Genomic DNA, 18,225 nt, shown 5'->3' on the forward strand with positions numbered 1-18,225 from the left:
TCATTCTTTTTAAACGACGAAAAAGAACGAACCAAGAAAACGTCGCCCCAGCATCACACTTAATCCTCAAATCCTAAGCCGATATAGTGCAACCGTCTTGTAAGGCACATCCCTGTGCCAGACAAGACTTAGCCGACATCCTGTCGGCACATTGCATATCGACTTATGCCTTTCGGGTGTGATGGAGGGGGAATAAGTTGTCTGTTAGCTGTCCACAAAGCCATAAGCAACATAGATGTTTGAAAATATTGCAAAAACTATCAGCGTAGAGTGTCCCTAGTCCACAGTACAAATAGTGTTGTGGGAGGCGGTTCACCCGCCGAGAAGTATGTTTTTCGGGTGATGAGAGAGTGCCTTGTCATTAGGCATCAAAGAAGCCCATGGATGGGGTAGAAACCTGTCTGGAGGACGATCTGACTTAACTCATAGTCTCGAGTTAATGTTGAACTTTTCTGACTGTGGAGCAATCGTATATTGCTCCACACCAAAGTTATTCAGCTAGTCATCTAGCTTTACGGCTCCAGCTATCCTATCTATTTTCACCGAGCCTGAACCTGACTCGGTAATGGTCAAGGAGCCGGCATTTACCACACGAATATTTCCAGCACCGTCTTCTATTTGAACGTGGCCCTTCACTGCTTCGATATCCGTATTGCCCGAACCATCCACGATAGTGACATCGCCTTGGGCGTGACGAACTCGAATATTACCGGACTCATCATCGATTTTAATATTGCGTCCGCCTTCAACAATCAGTGAGCCAGAGCCATCGATGATATCAGCGTTGCCGCTAAAACCGCGAAGGGTTAGATCGCCAGACTCATCTTCTATTTTGATATCCGTGCCGCCAGTCACATCAATATTACCCGAGCCATCCTCCAACTCTAGTGTATCGACTAATCCCTTTATGGTTATGTCGCCAGAACCATCGTCGATAACAAGTTGCTGGACGTTAGTGATATGGATATTGCCACTGCCGTCATCAATTTCAGCACCTTGAATATCTTCTAATGTGATATTGCCAGAGCCATCATCTAGTTTGATAAAACCTTTGATATTTTTGATGGCTATATCGCCCGAGCTGTCATCAAGCGTTAGCGCAAGTTGACTTGGCATGGTGATGGTTAAGTCAATTCTAGGGCTATTATTGCGATACCACTGTACACCAGAACTTGTATCTGAATCGGCCACCAACATGGCGGTGTCACCGGATTTTTCCAGTGTAAGTTGGTAGTTCTCTGCTTCTGTGGTTAACACTGAAGCTTCCACTTGGATCTCTTGTTGGTTATCGTATCCAATGATCTGGATATTACCCGAGGTGGTATTTGCATCAAGTTTGCTTAAGTCTGCAGCGTTGAGTTGCAGAGATTTATGGAGTGTTTTGGTGGCGGCTGCGCTTGGAGAGATATGTACGACACAGCCAGATAAAAGGCTAAGTGCAGTTAAACAGGTGAAGAGCGTTTTCATCGTTGTTATTTTCCATAGTAGTGATGACATAAGGTTACCATTCAGCAATAGTTATACCAGAGTGAAGTTATAAAAAAATCAATAGATTAAGCAGGTAGCGAACCTTAGGGTGGTCAAAATAGCGAAATCAAATAGTGAGCTGAACCAAAAGTTTGCAGATGTGATTGTCATATGGCTGTAAATCCGACAATGTAGTCTGGCGCTATTGTTTGTTGATTTCTTTGGCTGTGCAATGAAAGACATAACGAAGACAACCGAGCTACACGCTGTCAATCCGAAATCATTCGTCGACAGTCACTGTAAACCAGATGCTGCTGTTTTTTTGGGAGTAGGAAGTGCCGCCAGCGCTGTAACTCTAGGGTGTTCTGCCTGTGTATTGACCCATAAAGGCCTACCTTGGTTATTGATAGATTGTGGCTTTGATACGGTGTCGCGTTATAAAAGGCATTTTTCGTCATTACCCGATGCTGTGTTTATCACCCATCTTCATTATGACCATGTTGGTGGATTGGAGCAGCTTTACTTTCAGGCTGCATTGAGTCAGCACCAAATCACGTTATATGCTCCAGCAGAGCTAATCGTTGGGTTGTGTAATATGCTTGCTTACACCGGACTGAGCGAAGGGACTTGCGGCGTATGGCAGGTTTTTCGTTTATTTCCAATCTCTGAAAGCTTTCTTCATCGTGGGCAGCGTATACACAGTTATGCCGTTCGTCATCATGAGCCCAACAGTGCTTTTTCGTTACATCTCCCAGGTCACCTGTTTTACAGTGGTGATACAAAGGCGATTCCTGAGCTGCTCCATCACCACGTCAGTAACGGCGAGGTTATTTTTCATGACTGCGGTCTTGCAAATAATCCCAGTCACTGCTCCCTTAATGAGTTGTTGATGAGCTATCGTGAAGACATCATTAAAAATATTTGGGTCTATCATTACCAGCATCAAGAAGATGTTGTGAAGTTTGAACGCGTAGGACTCAAAGTGGCTATCGCTGAGCAGCCGATTGCGCTTTAATTTTGCGACTGAGAGGTTAAATAGGCTTTTAATTCTCGAACAAACTCGCTGCCGATCTCATGGTGTATCGCTTTTATTTTTTCGGCGCACTCAGTGGTGTTGTTATCAAGTGCTGAATATTCTAACGCCTGCAGATGTTCAGCTAGTACCTCTGCCCCCACTGCTTTGGCGGAGGTTTTGAGGTAATGCGCTTCGTCTTTTAAAGCTTGAAAAGCACGAGTTTGGTATGCAGTTTTAATTTTTGCACAACTAGATTTCGATTGCACTAGAAAGTCGGTGTAAAACTTTTTCGCCGTAGCAAAATCATCACCGATTAAATCGATAAGCACCTGAGGGTTGAGAGTTTTGCTCATTGTGTAAAGTCCATATCTAACCATTTACCTAAGGTGTTTTTAAGCTCTTGTAGTCGCACCGGTTTGCTAACATAGTCATTCATGCCACTATCTAAACAAAGCTCTTTATCCCCTTTCATAGCGGCGCCTGTGACGGCAACAATAGGAATGGCACTGCGCTCTTCTGTGGACTCAAATGCGCGAATTAACTTAGTTAATTCATAGCCATCTATCTCTGGCATATGGCAATCCGTCAACAAAAGCTGATATCGCTGGCTTTTATACATCGCCAAGGCTTCTTTGCCGTTATTGGCAATATCACAGGAAACTCCAAGTCTAGAAAGCTGTTTGACGATGAGTTTTTGGTTAAAGGGATTGTCTTCTGCAAGGAGTATATGTTGCTTACCACTCGTATCCGATTCATCATCGGTAGGGCTAGATACTTTATCGTCTAGTGAAAGTAGCGCATCTAGTTCACTGAGATCGTTTAATTCACCTAAATCAGCCTCGTCACTTTGCTGACTTGCTTTAAGTTTACTCAGTAATTGACCGATGGCGTATTGAGTCTGCGGTGCAATTGGTTTTGGTTTTTGTGTGGTTAACGCTGTACTGTTCAAGTTAGCAAACGCCTTTTCATCAACAAATACTAACTCTGGAATAGGTGAGCGTATTTGCTCTGCAAAGGGGGCTGCTTGCGTTGTGACAGCACGAACAAGTGCAGTATCGTCAGTCTCTTTGATTTCACTGGGTGACTCGATGACTTTGATCTCATTGCAAAAATGCGTGCAGGCATTGTACAACTGAGTCAGCGCCAACGAACTTTGCCAAGGGATATCACTTAACCAATAGAGTGTATTAAATAGAATATTGGGTTGATGTTGTGTTCTTGGGCGCCAAATAGGAATGGTAATGGTAAAAGTTGAGCCTTCACCGGATTTACTTTTTAAGACGACCTTGCCGCCCATTAAGTCAATAAGCTTGCCACATATTGCAAGCCCTAACCCCGTACCACCGTATTTTCTCGTGATAGAGCGTTCGGCTTGTGTAAAGGGGGTAAACAGTTTTTTTTGTACTTCTGGTGCAATGCCAATGCCATTGTCTTCTATCTTAAATATCAAGTGAGATAAGGCTACGCCTTCACATGCCCAGTGCACATTGATGGTGACTTTCGCGCCGCCTTCTCTATCTGCAACGCTAAATTTGATGGCATTGCTGACAACGTTAAAGATAATTTGCCGCACTCTATTTTCATCGCCAATCACTTCTAGCGGTAGTTTTATGTCCTCATGCACCGTTAATTTTACTGATTTGTCGCGCGCGTGGGCTTCGAAGGTTTTGATGATGTTATTGAGCATTTTAGAAGGGGAGAAAGGATAGCTCTCAAGCTCCATTTTCCCTTGCTCAACTTTGGCTAAGTCTAAAATATCATTTAATATTGAGACTAAATTATTGGCTGAAATAGACGCGGTTTCTAAAAGCTCTTGATTGTCTTCATCAAGCTCTGATAACGCCATGAGATCTAAGGAGCCGATAATGCCATTCATGGGGGTTCTGAGTTCATGGCTCATCATGGACAAAAAGTCTGATTTAGTGCGATTGGCCTGCTCAGCTTTAATAATAGCAGCCTCAAGATCAGCGGTGCGCTCTGCGACGCGTTGCTCTAATTCTTGATTAATGTGCTGGAGTTTTTTCTGGGCAATATATACATCGGTTTGATCGATAACAACGCCGTCAATACGTGCTGGCCGACCCTGTTCATCAAGCCCCACAACACCTTTGGCATACACTACAACAATATCTTTATCGTTGAGCAAGCCGCGATAACGCTGCTCAAAGGTTTCACCTGAGTTTAGCGACGCTTCTAGCGCTTGAGTAACACGTGCTTTATCGTCGGGGTGAAGGCTTGCTTCCCAAAGATGCAAATTGCCAATATCGTCTTCCGAAAGCTTAAAAATTTCATTCGCTTGATGATCCCAATTCCAGATCCATTGATTCGCCACTCGTATTGCTCGCCAAGTGCCTATTTTCCCCGCTTGCATGGCAAGTTCTTTACTTTCTTCTGCATCATGTAACGCAACTAGCATGTCTTTTTCGTGAGTACAGTCAGCTAAAATCCCATAAACACTGTGTGTGCGAATACAATACTTAACTTGTTCTCCCTTAAATTCAAACCAATGAATTGTTCCCCTTACCTCAAGCCGGAACTCAAAATGCAGCATAAGACCTTGTTCAATATGGTGAGCGAGTAGCTCGGCAAATAGTGGCTGATCTTCGTGATAAATCATGCTTTTTAAGGTGTCCCAGTCTAGTTCTGCCGAGGCTGGGAGGCCTATCAGTGATTTGAATTTAGGAGAAAAATACGCTGTCTTATTAAGGAGATCGTAGCACCAAACCCCTAGGTTTGCGCTGTTGACGGCGTGGCGCAAAATTCGAGTTTGTTCGTCTTCCAAAGGATTTTGACAATAATACGTAGAGAGCTCGGCAATATGTACAAATATTTCGTTGCTGCGAACATCATAAAATGACAGTAAAAATTGTACATTTGGCGATGTGCGCAACGACACTTGTACCAAAGAGCCGTCAGCAATTGTTTTTTGCTGCTCTTCTACGCATAAAGGAAAGATAAATAAGTCTTCAAGGTGCTTATTGATGACGTTATCGACAGGTGCGAACAGTTTTTCCGCAACGGCGGTTGTATGACTGACATACCATTCAGATGTAACAATCAAAATTGGCATACTGTCTTTAAGCGCAGTTAGCATCGTATCCCCCATAATATCCTCATAAAACAATATAGCAGTTCATGATTAACTTGCTGGATTTATGGTCAATCTAGTGATGTTTAGGAAGATGGGTAAAGGTTGTAAATTGTAGATACTGAGGTTATAGAGTTTTGCCTAATGCGTGATGGTGAGGAATATAAATCAAAGTAGAAAGCCATCGCAACCTATGAAGTCGTCGATGTATTGATTAAGAGAGTCTTATTCTTAAAAGAAAAATAGTCAGCAGTGTAAAGCAATATTTTGCTTTCCTCTAACCGTACGAGTACCACATACTCGGTGGTTTACACCGCCTCTACATTGAGTCTTTCTGCGAGTAGCTGGCGCTCAGTATTTAGTCCTCTGTAGTCTCGAAGTCCTGCGAGAAGCGCCCTGATTAATACTGTATCTGGGTTTTCACCTTGTAGTTGAGCCTCCAACAGAGCGATTGTATGGTCTACGATCTCACGCTTTTGTGGTGCAAGCTTTAGCTTTTGAGATTTTTCTTGGAGCTGTAAAAAAGCTTGTTGGACTTTTTGTTCGTGGAGTTGTCTTTTTTTAGCTTCGATCTCTTTTTGGGACGGAAAATCCTGTTCGGTTAACACCGGCAACAGTGTTTGATTTGGTAGCGCTGTACAAATTGAGTCCATGCATGATACCACCCAATTAACCAGCTTTTCAGTGTCGAAATCAATACCTTCGATCACGGGAAGCGAAAGGTAGTTAGCTATAATGCCATCAAGCGTCATCGCGAGATCGGTTTTCCATGGACGAACTTGCTCGCCATAGTTTTCAAGTAAAAAGCCTTCTTGTAGCGTAAGCCACGTCAAGCGAAACTCTTGATAGAACATGATCAAGTTATTTGAAAAGCTCAGTGACTCCTCCTGTAATAAGAGTTGAAACATCGCTTGGTACTGCTGTAAATCTTCGTGCTGGAAGCGGATTTGTTGTTTTAGCTTAGCAATTGGTGTCAATTTATCACTTTCTAATATTGCTCTTATTTTATCTAGCAGATCCGCTGTTTGACGCTCAAAAACGGCTAATAGTAGTTCGTCTTTTGACTTAAAGTGTAGGTAGATAGCACCTTTCGAAATGCCCACTTTATTGGCGATGGTTTGCATGCTAAAGGCACTATCGCCCTCTGCTAAAAGTAACTGCTCCGCGCATGCCAGTATTAATTTCCGCTTATCAGACATAGCTCCTCCTGTTCACATTGCAGTATACAGTCAATTCAAAAATGACCAATAGGTCAGTTTTAAATTGACTAAATTTAAATTGTGGTCAATTATTGTATTATCTATTCAACGGGAACATCATAATTATGAACAATACATCATCTTTAATACAGCTAGTCAGGCGCACGCGGCCAAGCCGCCTATTACTATCCACTTTGGTTTTATTTACGCTTATCTCTAGTGTTTTAGGTTTGTTGGTGCCTTTGCAAACGAAAAAATTACTGGAAGAACTTGGAGAACATGGTCATTTTTCAAATGAACAGGTAGTCATATTAATTATGGTATTAGTATTTTCCGCTGTGCTAGCAGGGTTAATGACTTATATCATGGGTAAAATTGGCAATGAGCAAAAGCTTAAATTACGCGGAGACCTTTTTCAGCACCTCATTCGTTTGCCTGTTTCCTTCTTTGATAATACTAGGGCTGGGGAGCCCGCGAATCGCATCGTAAAAGACACTGAAATTATTGAAAACCTTGTGAGCGAGCAGTCTGTGTCTTTTATATCTGGTGTGGTTTCATTATTTGGCTCTTTTATTATTCTATGGTTTTTAGACTGGCAAATGACACTTGTAATGCTTGGTGCAGTGACGGCTAGTTTTCTGATTATCTTACCGTTTTCCGTGAGGCTAACGGATCTGTCTAAGTCATTACAAGATACTGAAGCCTCTATGCTAGGAAGGTTAACCGAACTGTTTGCCAATATCCGCTTAATAAGAGCACAAGGTGCAGAGAAAACAGAAGCTAAAAAGAATGACAATGAATTGAAGTCACTCTATAAAACCGCAATGTCAGAACATACGCTTTTAGCTACCATGGGCGCATTGGTGAATTTAGTGATCATGGCTTCTATAGTGTTAGTTCTAGGGTTTGGCGCATCAAGGGTTGCCAACGGTGCGATGACGCTAGGCGCTTTTGTTGCGTTTATTATGTTTTTACTGAACATTGTGTTGCCGATGGGGCAGTTAAGCATGGTGGTAGCCGCGTTTAATAAAGCAAAAGGAGCGGCCGTTCGTATTAATGAGATCTTAGCAACGGCACCAGAAAATGAAAGTGGTCATACAATTAGCCTGACTGATAAGTCAATTTATGTTCGCAATTTATCTTTTAGCTATGTTGATGATAAACCGGTATTTAAAAGCTTGAGCTGTGAATTCTTAAGTGGAAAAACGACCGCGATTGTTGGGCCATCAGGAGTTGGTAAGTCTACACTTTTCGCTTTGTTGCAGGGCTTTTATCAGGCGAGGCGTGGTTACATTGAAATTGCTGGGCTTAATGTTGAAGAGCTAGACCGAGCCAATTTAAGAGCGCAAATCGGTTACGTTGCGCAAGAGAGCCCGCTGTTGTGCGGCACCTTATATGAAAACTTGGTCTACGGTGCTTATGAGACAATAGATGATGAACAATTACAGCATGCCATTGCCACGGCCGATTTAGCAGAGTTTATCGCGACACTACCTGATGGGTTGAGTACTCAAATTGGTGAGCGTGGCATTACTCTGTCTGGCGGACAAAGGCAACGAGTTGCATTGGCGCGAGCACTATTAAAAGACCCTGCATTGCTGCTGTTGGATGAAGCAACGGCAAGCCTTGATTCACAAAGTGAAGCCGCTATTCAAATTGCCCTGAGAAATGCAAAAAAAGGTCGTACTACTATAATCGCTGCGCATCGACTCAGTACGGTTATGGATGCTGATAAGATTATCGTTATAAACAAAGGTGAGATTGAATCACAGGGAGATCATCAGTATTTGATGCAACACTCTTCGCTTTACCAAAGCCTAGTGAACAAACAGTTCAGCCTTCAAACTGCAAGCTAATAACTTTGGTTGAGGTCTGTCAGTTGGGTAGGTGGAAAGTGGATGAACGGTAATGTCATTGGTAAAAGATTAAATTAGGGCCTGTTGACCTTTGCTGTTTAATTTTTGTTCTTCTGAGTGTGTTTTAGTCGCGACGCTCGACTTGCCGCCTAGTGATCTAGGCAAAAGTTGAGCAACAATGAACAAAGCGCACTCAGGTGAACCCAAAGGGCAGCGCTTGATTGGCATTTCTTCTGTGTTGCCCCACAAGGATGTGGGGTAAGGTGACTTTGCAGGAGCACAAAGTCTTTATCGCCTGACTCACATAGAACAACTATGCTACGCAGGCTCTGCCTTGTATAAATACCAATCAAACTGCTGCAAAAAAAACTTGAAAGATAAACCGGCCCTAATGCTTTTTGATGTTTTTTAAAAATGATATAGCACTAAAAGTTTAGATGTGATAGAAAGTAACCATATTTAACTAAGTGCTATTTTAGTTATTGGTTAAAAAGGATTGGTTTTTAGGGAAGACAAATTAATTTTCGTAGGTTTGTTTATGCCCCATAGAGCATCACACACAAGTTCGCATACCTCTATCCCGCTGATTGTAGCGCTAACAAGCGTGTTGTTATTACTGACTTTACTGAGCTTTCCAAGCAAGAGCAAACAGCCTGTAGCAACCAAAGTAGCAGTTCATAAGAGCGGCGCGATAAAGCATGAAGTCCGCCCGACAGAATTAGAATGAAAAATTCGTATTTACCTAAAAGTATCTAATTCACACCATCACCTTACACTTTGTAACAGTTCTGCTTTACTAATTTTTATTTATGTAAAACATATGGTTAGTATCTTTGGCTAACCCCACCATAAAGTTTCCGTCGGCATTCAGCCTATCATCTCACCTCTATAATTTGCTTATTATTTCTAACTCGGTATAGTTTGACGTCGGCCAGAATAGTAATAATATTGCTCGGTTTATGGGCGCAGGACAAATTGGCCTTACTTCTCAGAGGCAGGTATGCAATTAATTCAGTTAAAGTCAGATGACCCACAAGTAGTCGCGGTGTTTTCTGAAATCGATAAGCTTATGAATAGCTTATATCCAATCGCAAGTGCACAGTCTTTATCAATAGAAGAAATTAACCAACCTAACGTGTATGCCGTTGGCTTACAAAATGAAGAGGGCATTGTAGCGTGCGGTGCGATTGTAAAGCAGTTTGATAAAACCTTATACGGTGAAATTAAACGCTTGTACGTAAAACCTAGCTATCGAGGTAAAGGGCTTTCTAAACGTATTATGCAAATTTTGCTTCACTACGCGGGTGAAGCGCAGATCCCACTTATTCGGCTTGAAACCGGCTCTAAGCAAGCCAGTGCGATAAGTCTTTATGAGAGCTTGGGATTTGAGCGATGTGAACGCTTTGGTATGTACCGTGACAACCCGTTAAGTGTCTTTATGGCGTTATCACTGAAATCTTAACCTAGCAAAATAGGGATTGTCGGTATCGGCAGAGATACTGGCAATCTCTGCAAGTACCACAGTGACCGTTTGATTTTCTCGCTCTAAAACTAAACACTCCTGTTTGCCGACTATAGCCGTGTTTTCGCAGCTGCCATGCACAACTTTACCACCTTTCATCTCAATAGTAACTGCTAGGCGCTTTAAGCACGCCAGTTCGATATAATCATACTGTTGGCAACTGAGCATAGATACGTCCTTATTGAATAAAGCCACCTCTACTCACAGGTGGCTTTTCGAACTTAACTTTAAAGAGACTTAATTCCCATATTGTAAAGCGTAAAGCCATAAATATCGGCATACTGTTCAATCGTCTTGCTTATCGGTGTGCCTGCGCCGTGTCCAGCATTGGTTTCGATACGAATAAGCGTCGGATTAGCACCTGTGTGTTTGCTTTGTAGCTCAGCTGCAAACTTATAAGAGTGTGCTGGTACTACGCGGTCATCGTGGTCACCTGTTGTGATCATCGTTGCTGGATAATTTACACCAGCCTTTACGTTATGCACAGGTGAATAACCTTTCAGGTATTCAAACATCTCTTTGTTGTCTTCCGCCGTACCGTAATCGTAAGCCCAGCCGGCACCAGCAGTAAACGTGTGGTAACGCAGCATATCAAGTACCCCTACCGCAGGTACAGCCACTTTGAATAGGTCTGGACGTTGCAACATTGTTGCACCTACTAACAAACCACCGTTCGAACCACCGTTAATTGCAAGCTTTTCACTTGAAGTATAATTTTCAGATACTAAATATTCGCCTGCAGCAATAAAGTCATCAAAGACGTTTTGCTTTTGCATTTGAGTACCTGCTTTGTGCCATTTTTTACCATACTCACCGCCGCCACGTAAGTTTGCTACTGCATAAACCCCACCCAGCTCTAACCAAGCTGCACGTGTCGGGCTAAAGTAAGGCTTAAGACTGACATTAAATCCACCATAACCGTACAACAGCGTTGGATTGTTACCATCCAATTTCAGTCCTTTTTTATGGGTGATGATCATCGGTACACGGGTACCATCTTTTGACGTGTAAAAAACTTGCTTAGACACGTAAGCATCTGAATCAAAATCTACTTTATCCGAACTATATAACTCGCTACGGCCTGATTCTGCATCGAAAGCAAAGATAGATCTCGGGGTGTTGTAGTTAGTGAATGAGTAATAAAGTACCTTGTCTTCCTCCTCACCGCTAAAGCCACTTACAGTGCCTACACCTGGAAGCGTAATGTCACGGATCAGTTTACCTGTGAAGTCATACTGTTTTACCAATGAAATTGCATCTTTGATGTAAGTCGCAAATAGGTAACCTGACCCTGTTGAAACCGATAGTACATTGTCGGTTTCTGGGATCACATCTTGCCAGTTTTCTGGTTGTGGCTGCTTCGCATTGACTTTAACGATACGGCGATTTGGCGCATCTAAGTTAGTGCTTAAGAACAATGTGTCGCCTTCACTGTGGATCACGCTGGTATCAGAGTTGGTATGATCTAAAATCGTTACCCAGTCACTATTTGGCTTGCTTAAGTCACGAATAAATAGCTTGTTACCTGAGGTTGATACCGCAGCAGAGATCACCAAGTATTTTTTATCGTCTGTTACACCACCATAAACATAACGGTGCTTTTGCGCATCAGTGGCACCAAAAATGACCTTATCTTGATCTTGAGGTGTGCCAATCTTGTGGTAATACACTTTATGTTGGTCAGTTTTTGCAGAAAGTTCACTGCCTTTAGGTTTGTCATAGCTTGAGTAGTAAAAACCTTCATTACCAAACCAAGAGATACCACTAAACTTCACGTCGACCAGCGTTTCACCAACCTGCTCTTTAGTCTCGGCGTTTAGTACAATCACTTTACGCCAGTCACTCCCACCTTCGGAAATTTGATACGCTACTAATGAAGCGTCTTTACTAAAACTTAATCCTGCAAGCGATGTTGTGCCATCGTCACTCATGGTGTTTGGATCTAAAAATACCTCAGCTTCACTACCTTCTTTTTGGCGGTACAAAACACTTTGGTTTTGCAATCCATCATTTTTGTAGAAATAGGTATAGTTGCCGTGTTTAAACGGTTGAGAAACACGCTCGTAATCAAGTAGTTCAGTGAGGCGTTTTTCGATGTCTTTACGATATGGAATCTGCGATAAATATGCTTGAGTAGTCTCGTTTTGTGCTTTTACCCACGCAGCGGTTTCTGCGCTTTTATCGTCTTCTAACCAGCGATATGGATCCGCCACTTGCGTACCAAAGTAGTTGTCTACCACGGTGCCTGTTTTAGTCATTGGATATTTCACAGATTGCGTCAATGCCGCATTATTAGATTGTTCATTTTCGGTATTAACACATCCGACAAGCGCAAGAGCAATGGCTCCAGCTAGTATCTTCTTTATCATTGTGGGGATTCCTATTGGTTCTTATTCGCTACTATCTCGCCGCAGTTTCTTGCGTCTTACTCAGTAATAAAACTTTTCGATACGGCATTTTTCGTTAAGCATTTATCAGTGTTGGACATGATTATGCTACTAGAATTGCTGTGGATTGTAGTGAAGCTGGTGTATTTGTCTACAAATTGTAGACAAATACACGAGTAAGAAGGTTAAATTGAAGTTGATTTGGCGTAATTATTATTGCCTTTGCATAAATATTGTGACTTCAGCCATTACAATACCGAACTTTTCAATATAAGAGCGGTTCATGAGAGTGGTTTGGTCAAAAGACCACATCCAATCATCAAAGTGTACTTCGTAGCTGGTGTCGTCAACGGGTAAGTCCATTCTATACTGCCAATTCATCGCATTGCCGTAGGTTTCACCGGATGCCGAGTTGAGAATATCGTCGGCGCGGCCTGAATACTGGTTGCCTGATGCCTTTGTAATAGTCCAAACTCGTGTTTTGACGCCATCACCGAGCAAATAGTTAAAGGACTCATCTAAGACAAGCTCTGACTTGTTGTTAATCGAGCCCTTAATATCGACAGTAAACTGCTGCACTAAGTTGCCATCTCTGTCTTGGACTATTCCCCATGCTTTTACATCACCAACAAAAAACTCATAGGGGTCAAATTGCGGTTTAAGTGTCGAGTATTTATTACCGTCAATGCCCGAACTGCATGCCGACAATAAAAATAAGGTGAGTACTGCAAGAGTGATGCGCATTGTTTTCTCCTTAGGCTTGAGGCCACTTTGAGTGCTATTGCTTTTGATATGTGAGCCAAATAGCGAAGATGAAATTAATTGGGAAAAAACCATATGCTATTTCCGCTTTAGACCTAGAAGCTCGGCTCGCATGGTTGGTTCGGATGTTTTTTCACCGAGCCAAATATTGAAAAAACGGGTCGTAAATTCCGAATCTTTCACTTCGCCAATAAGGTTTTTATCTTGGTAAAACTGTGTAGTTCCTTCGGGGGTCCTCACGCCAAAAAGCACGGTCCCTTTAGAGACATTGGGGAAGATTTTTTTCATTTCTGCGAGCCATCGCTCACCTTGACTCGAATTATTAAACCCTTGCTTTTCCATCTCTTTTAGTGAGCGTTTTGCTATCTCTTTGCCGTCAAGCGCGCGTAAATAATGTAGTGCCAGTACAAAAGGCTGGTCTTGAGAGTACGCTCCTTGGGGGGCATAAAGGCTGGCATCATAAACATCCCAAAACAAATAGGTCATTCGACTTGTTTTGCCGACCTGCTTCGGGTTTTCGATAAATTGATTTACAAGATCACTGGTGCTTGCGAAACCCTGAGTGCTGAAAAGCAAAATCAAAAAGGCAAAGATGGCCCTTTGCATACTAACCTCTTCCTATATAAAAACGGTTAGTCTCTTATACGAACGAGCTGGAGAGTTTGTTCACTTTGCTGCTGCCTGAAAGGTGCTGTCATCCCCCTTTACAATTTGTTAAGCTGACTAAAACCTACATACAGGAGCCATTATGAGCCTTTCAATTCGCCCAGCAGAAGTAGCTGATGCCGCGACAATACTGCATTTTATCAACGAACTTGCAATTTATGAGAAAGAGCCAGATGCCGTGCTCAATACCGTGGAAGAAATAGAACAGAAATTGTTTGGTAAAGAAGCCAGAGCGCACAGCGTTATTTGTGAATTAGATGGTGAAGCAATTGGGTTCGCAGTATATTTCTTTAATTATTCTACTTGGCTTGGCAAGCACGGGCTGTATCTTGAAGACTTATATGTGTCACAAGACAAACGCGGTGTTGGTGCAGGTAAAGGGATCATGAAGTACCTCGCAAGACTTGCACTACAAAAGGACTGTGGTCGCTTTGAGTGGGTGGTGCTTGACTGGAACAAACCATCAATCGATTTTTATGAAAGTATCGGTGCTAAAGCACAAAACGAGTGGATTATTTATCGCTTATCAGGGCAAGAACTCATCGATTTTGCTGAGTAAGTATAGTGGATTGAGAGGGCTATTTAGCCCGCTCAATCTCATGTTTTTTTAAGTTATGGTTACTTATCTACGTGGCCTAAATCACGCTCAGGATCTAATAAATCTCTCACTCTTCTTTTGAGCACCTTGGCTTCTGGAAAACCACCGTCGACTTTTCGGCACCAAATTAACGTATCATTGTAGTAAATTTCGAATACGCCTTTACTTGCTGGTGCAAGTGCAACTTGCTTTAAATCGTCGGAGAAAGTTGAAAGCAACTCTTGTGCAAGCCAAGAAGCTCGCAGCATCCATTGGCAAAGCACGCAATAATGAATTGTAATGATCGGTTTTTGCATGAATTTACATAAACTTGAAGGTTGTGATTGGATTTTAGCACTGTGATTTATGATGTGGCTAGTATGAAAAAAACGGGGGTTACCCCCCGAAATTATCCAGGGAGACCTCAATCATAAGGTCAGACTTTAAGTTACGGGTTATTCACATAGTAACAACCCTTTTGTGGTAAGTTGGGGGGGAGACGTGATGAAAATTAGGATTCTAGTGATCGTTTCTATATTGATCCAAAGCTGCGTTCAAATTATCAATCCAGCGTTGTCTATTTTTAAATTCTGATTGGATTGCTTGGCGTTGAGTCGATGTTAGATCAGGATGCCAAATTGAGAATATAAGTACAATTCGGTCACGGTCGCTGCCATTATGTGCCATATGCAAATAGGAGTCATCAAAGATGGTGAGTTGATGCTCTTGCCATGAAACACGCTCGCCATTGACGTCTAGGTAACAGTCATGGGGAATATCTATGGCTAAATGCACTGTTAAGCTGTGGTTCGAAAGGCCGTAATGTGGAGTGATGGTTTGGCCTTTGGCTAATTTAGAGTAAAACACTTCGTATGGAGATGCTGTTAAGCCATAACAAGGTACTTTCTCTAAGGCTTTTTTAAGTATAGGAAAGTGCTTTGACACTGAAACGTTTTCCACTCCCTCTTTAAAAAGGGATAACGCTTGCCAGTTGTTACTGTTTGCGAGCATTGGAAATGCGCTTTCATACTCTTTACCCGACAAATAAGGCGTAAGGTGTGAAGATGCGGTATTAAACGTAGTGTGAAATTCTTTGATGATGTCGGGGATCGTAGCGTTAAAGCTTTCATACCATGCAAATTGTTCCGCAGGCCAGATAGGATGAGCACTTAGATTCGCAACGTAAAAAAGGTGTGGTGCTTGGGTTGTTTCGAAGGGTTTACTACTATATTGCACCCAGCGACCGGACTCAATGCTTGGTGCTGTACCAAGGTTCTTCTCCATACACTGCCAAGCTTTTTGGAATCGCTCAAGTGTTTGAGGGGCGGTGCTATTGGCGAGTTGAAGGCGCTTAAAGCTACCTGTGAGTGCTTCACATAGGGTGTAACATACGAGTGCTGTACTGTCTTCTCCCTTCTTCTCTAATAAATGTCCAAGGTAGAGATACACTAAGTAGTTTTTAGGTGCCAGAGTAAGGCAGTGAAAGTAGGCCTTTTCACTTTCAGGTAACGCGCCAATTTGCTCTAAAATTACAGCAACCCGATAGCTTAGTTCAGCACTTTGAGGATAACTATCGATTAGCTTCGATAATAGTAATGACCAACTATTTTGTGGCTCGCACTCGAGAATTGGCTGTAAAAGTGAGTCTATATTTAGTGGTTGTGTCTCTTCGTTTGTCATTAAAGTGGTTTCTCTTTCTATTTATTAACAACGCCAATATCGAGTGGCAAAGTCATTCGATAGTTATTACCGGTAGGGTTAAATGGCTGTGTTCCATGCCAAAAATAAGAGGGGAAGATCACGATTTGCCCTCGTTGAGGTTTTACGGTTTTGAATGGTGGAAAATCGTAGGGTGGTGCCAGTGGTGGCCGCCCAAACTCAATGACACCATTGTTGCTATCGTCATTTGGCGTGTTGATATATAGAACTACACTAATCCAACCTGCGGGGTGAATATGGCTTACGTGGAAACCTTGCTCCGTCAGTTTGACAGACCATGAGCCTGTAATGCATTTCTCTTTGCGTAAATGAGCTAAAAAGGGATGCTCTGGATCTAAATCTAACTTATTAAGGCATTTATCTATATCTCGCAGCAGTTGAGTTCGAGCTTTGGAGATGATTTCGATATCTCTATTAAGCAAGCCTCCTGAAATTTGTGAGCCATTTACTAAGGTTTGTTCACTTGGTGCTTGTTTGCCTTGATGAAGTGTTAGTAAGCATGACTCCAACGCTTTAAGAAAGTCTTCAGTGTCTTGATAGCCGCTCGGAGCACCTAAGGTTGTGGTCAGAATAAAATCAGGGTTGCATAGAGCGTGGTGCTTTTTTTTATCGGTAGCTTGATATACTGCGCTTAGCCAAGCTAATGCAAGTTGTGAGTTGGGCTGTGCTTGCAACACTTTTTCGAGCAGGGATTGTGCGGTACTGAACTTTCCAAGCTGGATTGCAAATTTTGCTTGCTCACATATCCTGTCGTAATTAACGACTATCTTATTGGCATTATCGAAATGCTCAAAGGCTGCATTTAGCTCATTGTTTGTGGCCGCTAGACGTCCTCTTAACGCGAGTAATGTTGCTGAAGTATCTGCGTAACCCGACGCCTGTATACATTCCTCACATAACCTGTACTGATTGGTATTCCAGTACAGTTCAGCTAGGCACTCTATGAGTTCTAGGCGGTTATTTGCTGACTCCATCACGGTTAGTAAACTGGTAGCAAAAAGCTGATGCTGCCCACTTTGCCAATAAAGCTCGTTAATTGCTTTATGTATGATTGGATTGTATGGGGCTTGCTTCAATGCCAGATTGTAGGCTTGTTGTGCTTGTTCAAATTGACCATTAGCAAAAAAGCAGTCACCGAGGTTGTAAAGCGGTTCATAGTGCTCTGGTGCTTTTTGATGTACAAATTTAAAGCATTGAATTGCTTGGTCAAATTTAGCCTGTAACTTATAGCAAAGGCCTAAATTGTGTATTGCCCGAAAGACAACCGGAGAGTGTTGGGGAACTTGTTGATAGTAACTGATCGCCTCACTAAGGTTTCCTCTTGTTTTTTCAACGTCCCCGAGTATTTTGGTGAGTTGTCCTGAATCATCTAGAGATTGTCCTTTGAGTGCCCATTGACTTGCCATGTCGAGCCGGTTTTGTTCAAGATACAGCAGCGACAAGTTTTTAAGTAAATCTAGATTTTTGGGCTCAGCTTCATACAGCGCAAGGTAATGGGCTTCAGCTTGGTGTAAATCACCCGATAGCCAGTAACATTTGGCTAGATGAGTTAAGATTTCAGTTTTAAGTGGGGCGAGTTTCGCGGCATCACTTAATGAAGTTATTGCGCTTTGCCACTCGGCTAGTGATTTATAGCAAATTCCCAAAAGGTAATGCAGATCGGGGTGAGGCGAGTCAATAAAAGGCTGTAGCTTAGTTAACGCTAGTTGATATTGTTTTTGTTGGATCAATTTAAAAGCATCTTGAACTGCAATAGTAATTTCGGGCGCTTGCTTCATATTATTTTTTCTTAAACGGACAATTTGACTGAGCTGCATACTTTTTATTTTAGCCAAATTCGACTTAGTTGCGAGTAGGGTGTTGTTATTTTTAAGTTTTGTTGGTTTTGATCAATTTTTTAGTAAACGCGATGGAAAACTTAGTAACTTACTGTAGATTAAGGGACTTATACAGCAACAACAGAAAAG

15 protein-coding genes are annotated in these 18,225 nt (G+C 42.3%); 4 read left to right on the forward strand and 11 right to left on the reverse strand.

The annotated features are described in order from the left end of the window. Positions 1 to 498 precede the first annotated feature (498 nt). On the reverse strand, positions 499 to 1,497 hold the full coding sequence (locus NO992_RS17545; RefSeq protein WP_371379388.1) for a hypothetical protein: 999 nt from the start codon (positions 1,495 to 1,497) through the stop codon (positions 499 to 501). Positions 1,498 to 1,699: 202 nt separating this feature from the next. On the opposite strand from NO992_RS17545, the gene NO992_RS17550 reads away from it, so the two are divergent. Next, on the forward strand, positions 1,700 to 2,482 hold the full coding sequence (locus NO992_RS17550) for an MBL fold metallo-hydrolase (RefSeq protein ID WP_371379392.1): 783 nt from the start codon (positions 1,700 to 1,702) through the stop codon (positions 2,480 to 2,482). On the opposite strand, the gene NO992_RS17555 is transcribed toward NO992_RS17550, so the two are convergent. From NO992_RS17555 to NO992_RS17565, 3 genes are all read right to left on the reverse strand, one after another. Then, the gene (locus tag NO992_RS17555) at positions 2,479 to 2,835 is read right to left on the reverse strand and encodes an Hpt domain-containing protein (protein WP_010603970.1); all 357 of its coding nucleotides are present in this window, start codon (positions 2,833 to 2,835) and stop codon (positions 2,479 to 2,481) included. The two genes, NO992_RS17550 and NO992_RS17555, sit on opposite strands and share 4 nt — an antisense overlap. Further along, complete coding sequence (locus tag NO992_RS17560; RefSeq protein ID WP_371379395.1) at positions 2,832 to 5,576, reverse strand: ATP-binding protein; 2,745 nt, start codon at positions 5,574 to 5,576, stop codon at positions 2,832 to 2,834. Before NO992_RS17560 ends, NO992_RS17555 begins: the two co-directional genes overlap by 4 nt. Before the next feature lie 302 nt (positions 5,577 to 5,878). Continuing rightward, a complete protein-coding gene (locus NO992_RS17565; protein ID WP_371379398.1) occupies positions 5,879 to 6,769 on the reverse strand; it encodes a TetR/AcrR family transcriptional regulator in 891 nt (296 codons plus the stop codon). A 125-nt stretch (positions 6,770 to 6,894) separates the two neighbouring features. On the opposite strand from NO992_RS17565, the gene NO992_RS17570 reads away from it, so the two are divergent. Together NO992_RS17570 and NO992_RS17575 are read left to right on the forward strand one after the other, a co-directional pair. Continuing rightward, complete coding sequence (locus NO992_RS17570) at positions 6,895 to 8,625, forward strand: ABC transporter ATP-binding protein (RefSeq protein WP_371379400.1); 1,731 nt, start codon at positions 6,895 to 6,897, stop codon at positions 8,623 to 8,625. A 1,000-nt stretch (positions 8,626 to 9,625) separates the two neighbouring features. Then, on the forward strand, positions 9,626 to 10,087 hold the full coding sequence (locus tag NO992_RS17575; RefSeq protein WP_010603965.1) for a GNAT family N-acetyltransferase: 462 nt from the start codon (positions 9,626 to 9,628) through the stop codon (positions 10,085 to 10,087). Here the strand turns inward: NO992_RS17575 and NO992_RS17580 are convergent. The 4 genes from NO992_RS17580 to NO992_RS17595 form a co-directional block, all read right to left on the reverse strand. Then, positions 10,073 to 10,315: a Rho-binding antiterminator gene (locus tag NO992_RS17580; RefSeq protein ID WP_371379402.1), complete on the reverse strand. Its 243-nt coding sequence runs from the start codon at positions 10,313 to 10,315 to the stop codon at positions 10,073 to 10,075. The two genes, NO992_RS17575 and NO992_RS17580, sit on opposite strands and share 15 nt — an antisense overlap. A 59-nt stretch (positions 10,316 to 10,374) precedes the next feature. After that, complete coding sequence (locus tag NO992_RS17585) at positions 10,375 to 12,516, reverse strand: prolyl oligopeptidase family protein (protein ID WP_371379405.1); 2,142 nt, start codon at positions 12,514 to 12,516, stop codon at positions 10,375 to 10,377. Between the two features lie 231 nt (positions 12,517 to 12,747). Beyond that, complete coding sequence (locus tag NO992_RS17590) at positions 12,748 to 13,278, reverse strand: DUF3833 domain-containing protein (RefSeq protein ID WP_371379408.1); 531 nt, start codon at positions 13,276 to 13,278, stop codon at positions 12,748 to 12,750. A 96-nt stretch (positions 13,279 to 13,374) separates the two neighbouring features. Beyond that, a complete protein-coding gene (locus NO992_RS17595; RefSeq protein ID WP_017218801.1) occupies positions 13,375 to 13,902 on the reverse strand; it encodes a chalcone isomerase family protein in 528 nt (175 codons plus the stop codon). Positions 13,903 to 14,044: 142 nt separating this feature from the next. Between NO992_RS17595 and NO992_RS17600 the strand changes: the two genes are divergently transcribed. Further along, entirely contained in the window at positions 14,045 to 14,521 is a 477-nt protein-coding gene (locus NO992_RS17600; RefSeq protein ID WP_371379411.1) for an N-acetyltransferase family protein, read from the forward strand. Positions 14,522 to 14,580: 59 nt separating this feature from the next. Here NO992_RS17600 and NO992_RS17605 read toward each other — a convergent pair whose 3' ends face one another. From NO992_RS17605 to NO992_RS17615, 3 genes are all read right to left on the reverse strand, one after another. Beyond that, positions 14,581 to 14,856, reverse strand: coding sequence for a SelT/SelW/SelH family protein (locus NO992_RS17605; protein WP_010375604.1), 276 nt, complete (start codon positions 14,854 to 14,856; stop codon positions 14,581 to 14,583). 202 nt (positions 14,857 to 15,058) lie between these two features. Continuing rightward, on the reverse strand, positions 15,059 to 16,219 hold the full coding sequence (locus NO992_RS17610) for an aspartyl/asparaginyl beta-hydroxylase domain-containing protein (protein ID WP_371379414.1): 1,161 nt from the start codon (positions 16,217 to 16,219) through the stop codon (positions 15,059 to 15,061). Positions 16,220 to 16,236: 17 nt separating this feature from the next. Further along, positions 16,237 to 18,036: a 2OG-Fe(II) oxygenase family protein gene (locus NO992_RS17615; RefSeq protein ID WP_371379417.1), complete on the reverse strand. Its 1,800-nt coding sequence runs from the start codon at positions 18,034 to 18,036 to the stop codon at positions 16,237 to 16,239. Between the last annotated feature and the right edge of the window lie 189 nt (positions 18,037 to 18,225).

This window comes from Pseudoalteromonas sp. DY56-GL79 (assembly GCF_041414765.1).
In the GTDB taxonomy this organism is placed as follows: Bacteria; Pseudomonadota; Gammaproteobacteria; order Enterobacterales; family Alteromonadaceae; genus Pseudoalteromonas; species Pseudoalteromonas piscicida.

Coding starts and splice junctions, on each gene's coding strand:
- NO992_RS17545 (WP_371379388.1), bottom strand. CDS start 1,497: ATGTCATCACTACTATGGAAAATAACAACGATGAAAACGCTCTTCACC.
- NO992_RS17550 (WP_371379392.1), top strand. CDS start 1,700: ATGAAAGACATAACGAAGACAACCGAGCTACACGCTGTCAATCCGAAA.
- NO992_RS17555 (WP_010603970.1), bottom strand. CDS start 2,835: ATGAGCAAAACTCTCAACCCTCAGGTGCTTATCGATTTAATCGGTGAT.
- NO992_RS17560 (WP_371379395.1), bottom strand. CDS start 5,576: ATGCTAACTGCGCTTAAAGACAGTATGCCAATTTTGATTGTTACATCT.
- NO992_RS17565 (WP_371379398.1), bottom strand. CDS start 6,769: ATGTCTGATAAGCGGAAATTAATACTGGCATGCGCGGAGCAGTTACTT.
- NO992_RS17570 (WP_371379400.1), top strand. CDS start 6,895: ATGAACAATACATCATCTTTAATACAGCTAGTCAGGCGCACGCGGCCA.
- NO992_RS17575 (WP_010603965.1), top strand. CDS start 9,626: ATGCAATTAATTCAGTTAAAGTCAGATGACCCACAAGTAGTCGCGGTG.
- NO992_RS17580 (WP_371379402.1), bottom strand. CDS start 10,315: ATGCTCAGTTGCCAACAGTATGATTATATCGAACTGGCGTGCTTAAAG.
- NO992_RS17585 (WP_371379405.1), bottom strand. CDS start 12,516: ATGATAAAGAAGATACTAGCTGGAGCCATTGCTCTTGCGCTTGTCGGA.
- NO992_RS17590 (WP_371379408.1), bottom strand. CDS start 13,278: ATGCGCATCACTCTTGCAGTACTCACCTTATTTTTATTGTCGGCATGC.
- NO992_RS17595 (WP_017218801.1), bottom strand. CDS start 13,902: ATGCAAAGGGCCATCTTTGCCTTTTTGATTTTGCTTTTCAGCACTCAG.
- NO992_RS17600 (WP_371379411.1), top strand. CDS start 14,045: ATGAGCCTTTCAATTCGCCCAGCAGAAGTAGCTGATGCCGCGACAATA.
- NO992_RS17605 (WP_010375604.1), bottom strand. CDS start 14,856: ATGCAAAAACCGATCATTACAATTCATTATTGCGTGCTTTGCCAATGG.
- NO992_RS17610 (WP_371379414.1), bottom strand. CDS start 16,219: ATGACAAACGAAGAGACACAACCACTAAATATAGACTCACTTTTACAG.
- NO992_RS17615 (WP_371379417.1), bottom strand. CDS start 18,036: ATGAAGCAAGCGCCCGAAATTACTATTGCAGTTCAAGATGCTTTTAAA.